The organism is Sulfitobacter sp. (assembly GCF_036961165.1).
Taxonomy (GTDB): domain Bacteria; phylum Pseudomonadota; class Alphaproteobacteria; order Rhodobacterales; family Rhodobacteraceae; genus Sulfitobacter.
In genome coordinates this window covers 1-5,696 of record NZ_JBALVJ010000132.1, presented here as the reverse complement: position 1 = coordinate 5,696, position 5,696 = coordinate 1, and the positions used below count along the sequence as shown (strand labels likewise).

Annotated in this window: 5 protein-coding genes; 2 read left to right on the top strand and 3 right to left on the bottom strand. The window is 55.3% G+C overall.

The window, feature by feature from the left end; genetic code table 11:
* Positions 1–323: 323 nt before the first annotated feature.
* Positions 324–1,598, bottom strand: a complete 1,275-nt coding sequence (locus V7730_RS21805) for a glutamate-5-semialdehyde dehydrogenase (protein ID WP_335749662.1) — start codon at positions 1,596–1,598, stop codon at positions 324–326.
* Positions 1,599–1,633: 35 nt separating this feature from the next.
* Positions 1,634–2,413: a pyrroline-5-carboxylate reductase gene (gene proC / locus V7730_RS21800; RefSeq protein WP_335749661.1), complete on the bottom strand. Its 780-nt coding sequence runs from the start codon at positions 2,411–2,413 to the stop codon at positions 1,634–1,636.
* 260 nt (positions 2,414–2,673) lie between these two features.
* Here proC and proB point away from each other — a divergent pair, with 260 nt between their 5' ends.
* Positions 2,674–3,834, top strand: coding sequence for a glutamate 5-kinase (gene proB / locus V7730_RS21795; RefSeq protein ID WP_335749660.1), 1,161 nt, complete (start codon positions 2,674–2,676; stop codon positions 3,832–3,834).
* Positions 3,835–3,899: 65 nt separating this feature from the next.
* Here proB and V7730_RS21790 read toward each other — a convergent pair whose 3' ends face one another.
* On the bottom strand, positions 3,900–5,006 hold the full coding sequence (locus V7730_RS21790; protein ID WP_335749659.1) for an NADH:flavin oxidoreductase: 1,107 nt from the start codon (positions 5,004–5,006) through the stop codon (positions 3,900–3,902).
* Between the two features lie 103 nt (positions 5,007–5,109).
* Here V7730_RS21790 and V7730_RS21785 point away from each other — a divergent pair, with 103 nt between their 5' ends.
* A complete protein-coding gene (locus tag V7730_RS21785; protein WP_335749658.1) occupies positions 5,110–5,493 on the top strand; it encodes a winged helix-turn-helix transcriptional regulator in 384 nt (127 codons plus the stop codon).
* The last annotated feature ends 203 nt before the right edge of the window (positions 5,494–5,696 follow it).

Here is a 5,696-nt window from a genome sequence, read left to right as displayed (position 1 = left end):
AGATGCATCTTAGCCAAGCCGCAAAACTGTCCTAAAAAGCAGGACCACTTCAAATAGCTCCACGGGGAGCTGACGGCCGCCGTGCGGGAGTATGCTGCCGGTCGTAATTCTAACGGTAATGATTGCTCGAAATCCTTTACCGACAATCGCTTCCCCCAGTTCGTGCTCCATGCCTACCACCGGTTAGGCCATGCTCAAAGGGCTGGAGCACTTTGGTTTTTGCCCCAGCCGTTCCAAGCCAGCATGTGGTGAAGTCGCGACACATGCCGGCTCAATGATGTGAGTTCGATCACAATGTGCTGTCTGTTACGTCAGTCTAAAAGCTACGGGCGTTTCTGACCGTTGCCAAAGACGAGATACTTGAAGCTCGTCAATTGCTCTGCCCCGACCGGACCACGGGCATGCATTTTACCTGTCGCGATACCGATTTCAGCCCCCATGCCAAACTCACCCCCGTCTGAAAACTGGGTAGAGGCATTGTGCATGACTACAGCAGAGTCGATGGCGGCCATAAAGCGTTTTGCGGCCTCCGTATCCTCGGCCATAATCGCATCTGTGTGACCCGAAGAATGGGCCTGCACAAACATGATCGCCTCATCCAGATCGCTTACGATCTTTATGGAAATGACATTGCTTAGATATTCGGTGTCCCAATCTGCATCCGTGGCTGGGGATATATCAGGTAGGACTTTCCGCGCTTCCTCGTCGCCGCGCAGCCCGCAATCGCCAAGCGCGTCTGCCAAGCGAGGCAGAACCTCATCCGCAATCTGACGGTCAATCACCACGCATTCTGTGGCCCCGCAAATCCCTGTTCGGCGCATCTTGGCATTCTGGACGATGCCTACTGACTTCTCGATGTCTGCACTTTCATGGATATAGCTGTGATTGTTGCCATCAAGGTGCAGCAACGTCGGTACGCGGGCCTCTTTTTGCACCAGTGAGACCAAACCACGCCCGCCACGTGGGATAACCAGATCAACCGTATCGGTGCTGTGCAACAAAAGCTTCACGGCCTCCCGATCACGGGTATCGACAAGTTGCACGGCGTCCTCGGGAAGGCCGGCAGCCTTAATTCCCTGTTTCAGACAATCGACAATCACACGCGAGGAGTGCAGGCTCTCGGAGCCGCCGCGCAGGATGACCGCATTGCCGGACTTCACACATAACGCGCCCGCGTCAGAGCCGACATTAGGGCGCGATTCATAGATCATCGCGATGACCCCGATTGGTACGCTCACGCGATCGATCGTTAGGCCATTAGGTCGGTCGAACCGTGCAAGTGTGCGGCCCAGCGGATCGGATTGTTGAACGATGGCATCAACGGCATCGGCCATTGCGGCTACGCGCTCCTCGGTCAGGGTAAGGCGATCAATAAAGGCGTCATCCTTGCCGCTGATGCTGCCGAGATCAGCGGCGTTTGCCTCTAAGATCTCACTGGTGCGTGCGCGCAAGGCCTTCGCGGCCTCACTCAGCGCGAGATTGCGCTGTTCCGCTGTCGTCAATGCAAGGTCCTGCGCTGCCGCCTTTGCCCGCTGGCCAAGGTTCGCAACAGCTGCTGCAATATCAATCTCGTTTGTCGAGGTGCTCATATTGGTCATACTTCATATCCTGTTTGCTGCGAAAAGCGCGGCTGTTATCTCAATTCGGCGGCGCGGCGGTATGCGGCCTGCACGGTGTCATCCAAAAGGGTGTCCAGTTGCCCATCGCGCCGCAGCTCGTCCAATCCGGCCTGTGTGGTACCGTTCTTGCTGGTCACCGAATTTCGCAACTCATCCAGAGAGGCATCAGATTGACGTGCGGTTTCAACGGTGCCGGTGATTGTATCAAACACCAAGGCGCGGGAAGTTTCCTCGTCAAAGCCCAATCGCTTGGCCGCCTCGACATAGCTGCGCATGATTTCAAACACATATCCCGGCCCGCTTCCGCTCACAGCGGTCAGGCGGTCGATTTCATCCTCACTGGCCAAAGGTACGCAGCGGCCCGTTTGCGCGATGAACGCGGTGACCTCTGTCACCTGTTGTTCAGAGCAGGCAGGGTTTGCGTATAAGCCAGACACTCCCATACCGACCATCGCCGCAAGATTTGGCATCACGCGAATGATAGCGGCATCGCCAACAATGTCAGCCAACGTCGCAATGCTGCACCCCGCCGCGATTGAAACGAAACAGCCACCATTTTTCAAGGCTGGGATATAATCGGGCAGCAGCTTCGCGATCATCTGAGGCTTGATCGCGATGACGATCACATCGAATTCTGCCTTCGGCAGGGATGTCGCTTTTGTGATATGTGTTACGCCGTCCGGCAGCTCTGTGACAGCTGGATCAGCGACAGTAAAATGGTTGCCATCGTGATTGATCCATTGGCGCAACATCGCGCCGCCCATCTTGCCGCATCCTATCAAAAGTATCTTCAATTTCGGTCTCCTTATCTTCGGCAAACCCGCACACATCGTGTGCTGCACCCTTTCGACGGGGCGCTGGATCAACCGGTGAATTTTTATCGGCGCCAAGCGGAGCAAATGCGCAGGAACGCAGCAACCTGTTTGCATTCGCACACGGGGTTCGTGTTATACGTCACCCTAACACCTGAATGAGGTCTTGCTATATGGCTGCGTCCAAGGACGCAAACGGTTAGTATTTATTTCATTAAAACAAATAGATACCGGAGATATATATGTCGACGAAGAAAAAGATCGTTATCAAAATCGGATCAAGCTTGCTCGCCAATAGCGATAATCTAACGCTGCGCTATGCTTTCATGAACGGCCTCTTGAGCGATCTCGCACAGCTTCAACGAGAGGGACATAGTATTATTTTGACATCGTCCGGATCGGTTGCACTGGGATTGAATATGGTCGGAAAACGGCCCGAGGACGCGGGTGTTTTGGACAAGCAGGCCGCAGCCGCCTGCGGTCAGCCGCTGTTGATGAACGCATACCGCCAGGTCGCATCAGAGTACGATTTGGAAGTGGCTCAGATGCTGGTGACCGTCGAAGATATGGAAGAACGCCGCCGTTTTCTGAACATCAAAAACACCATGCTGAGGTTGTTCGAAAACGACATTATGCCGATCATCAACGAGAACGATACTATTGCGACACGTGACCTTCGTGTTGGCGACAACGACCGTTTGTCGGCCAAAGTGGCCCAAATGGTAGAGGCGGATGAACTGATTATTCTAACCAGTGTTGAGGGTCTTTATGATCGCGACCCGTCAGATCCGGACGCGACCTTCATTCATGAAATCGAAGACGTTAGCGAGCATCTGGAATCAACGACCGGTATCAGCGAATTGGGTAGCGGCGGCATGCTCACGAAAATGCATGCGGCAAATATGGCGCAAAATGCTGGCGTCGAGACGATTATCGCGGAGGGCATCATCGAACGTCCTGTCTCGTCCGTTCTCAACAACGAGCGGCGCTTCACTCGCTGCCTTGTGCGTGGCGAAACAGCCTCGCCGTTGAAAGTATGGCTCAGCAACCGGTTGCAGGTGTCCGGCACGCTTGTCGTTTCCAACGAGGTCGCTTCCGGGATCGTTGAACGGAAACAGGGCGTTAGCAGAGTGGACATCATTTCCATCCAAGGAGATTTCACCAAGGGCGACGTCCTGCACATTTACAACGAAGATGGCGAGGAGATAGCCCGTGGGCTGACAAACTTCTCCTCCGAAGAGACGATGTTGATGGCTCGCCATCTGGATATGCCGGTTGAAGATGTGATCGGTTACAAGACAAAAAGTGACGTCGTTGGCGCAGAAAATATTCTGGTGCTCGAAGAAAATCACCTGCAGTTGGACGCACCGGAACACGACCAGAAAATCGTCATACCAGCTTAAGCCATGGCGCTCAGCCGGGCTCGGTCGTTGACACGACCGAGCCGAATGTGGAGACTGCGGGGAAATTATGTGAGGGTTTGCAGATCTTCGATTTTGAAGCCATGCAGGTCTTCCATGTGGCCGTCACATATTTTTTGCACCCACTGCGCATCTGACAGTAAGGCGCGGCCGACAGCGATAAGGTCGAACTCGTCTCGCTCCATCCGGGTGATCAGCTGGTCGAGCGGCGAAGTCTGCGATCCTTCGCCCACGAAGGCGCCGCCGAAATCAGAATTGAGGCCGACCGATCCAACGCTGATCGTTGCAGCACCGGTCAGCTTTTTTGCCCAGCCGGCAAAGTTCAAGCCATCCGCGCCATCGAGTTCGGGGAATTCAGGCTCCCAAAACCGGCGTTGAGAGCAGTGCAGCATATCAACGCCAGCCTCGACCAGCGGCATAAGCCAATCTGTCATCTCGTCAGGGGTCGTGGTCAGCCGCGCGGTATAGTCTTGCTGCTTCCATTGGCTAACACGCAGGATTAGCGGGAAATCCGGGCCGACGGCGGTGCGGATTGCTTTCACGATTTCTGCGGCAAAGCGCGAGCGCTCTTTGATGGTGGGGCCATTCCAGCTGTCGTCGCGTTGGTTCGTGCCGGACCAGAAAAACTGGTCGATCAGGTAGCCGTGTGCGCCGTGCACCTCGACCGCATCAAAGCCTGCATCGCGGGCCTGCTTGGCCGAGGATGCAAAGGCCGCGATCGTATCTGCAATGTCCGCCTCGTTCATCGGATGGCCGCGAGGGTCGTTTGGACCGATAAGGCCGGACGGGCTTTCGACTTCGGTCTCAGGCTCCCACTTGCCGCCGCGAATAGAGCCGGTATGCCAGATCTGCGGTGCTATTTTGCTGCCTGCCTCATGCACGGCAGCAGCGACATCGGTCCAACCGGCCATTGCCTTGTCACCGTGAAAGAATGGAATGCCGGGCAAGTTGCGCGATGCTGGACGGTCCACCACGGTGCCTTCTGTCAGGATCAGGCCGACGTTGGCGGCCGCTCGGCGTCGATAGTAGTCCACCTGCGGCTGTCCGGGGATGCCTTCAGGGGCCATGCTGCGGGTCATGGGGGCCATGACGATGCGGTTGCGCAGTTCCATCCCTTTGAGGGAGAAGGGGCGGAAGAGTGTGTCGGTGTTCATGTCGTATCCTAATTCGCTTATTCCGTGTCGAAGGCTTAGGTATACTTCTTACACCAAGTGTCCAGAACGCACTTGAATTGCACTAAGTATCCTGGAGGAAACCATGCCACACGACACCCAATGCAACGGATCGCGTTTTTCGGTCGACTGCCCGTCACGTCTGTTGTTCGATCAGGTGGCTAAAAAGTGGTCGATGATGATCATGACGGTCCTAAGCGGCGGCGGCATCCAGTTTAATGATCTGAAACGTCGATTGGAAGGGGTTTCGCAAAAGTCGCTATCAATGACCCTTAAACGGTTAGAGCGGAACGGGATTATCGCCCGCACGGTCGTCGCAAGCACGCCGCCGGGTGTGCGCTACGAGATGACGCCGCTGGGTCTGACTTTGCTGCCACCGTTTCAGGCGATCAATCGCTGGGCGAACGACAACATTGACGCGGTCGAAATGGCACGCGTTGCCTATGATAAGTACCACAGCGAAAGCTGACGATGATGGCGGTCAAACAACCAGCGATCTTGGCAAGAAGATTCCGGCTTTCTCAGTTGTTGCGAAAGGTCATCCAGCGCAGCTACTAGAGGTCGTGCACTAGGCTTGGGAGCAGGCATTTCGACTAACCGATAAATGTCTTGGCTGGGCGGCGATTTCAACGGGTCGACGCAACACTTTAGTCTTTAGCCAAAGATGGAGTG

What these genes read in the sequence shown, in the direction of transcription:
- V7730_RS21805 (WP_335749662.1), bottom strand. Translation starts at nt 1,598, where the DNA reads ATGACCAATATGAGCACCTCGACAAACGAGATTGATATTGCAGCAGCT.
- proB (WP_335749660.1), top strand. Translation starts at nt 2,674, where the DNA reads ATGTCGACGAAGAAAAAGATCGTTATCAAAATCGGATCAAGCTTGCTC.
- V7730_RS21790 (WP_335749659.1), bottom strand. Translation starts at nt 5,006, where the DNA reads ATGAACACCGACACACTCTTCCGCCCCTTCTCCCTCAAAGGGATGGAA.
- V7730_RS21785 (WP_335749658.1), top strand. Translation starts at nt 5,110, where the DNA reads ATGCCACACGACACCCAATGCAACGGATCGCGTTTTTCGGTCGACTGC.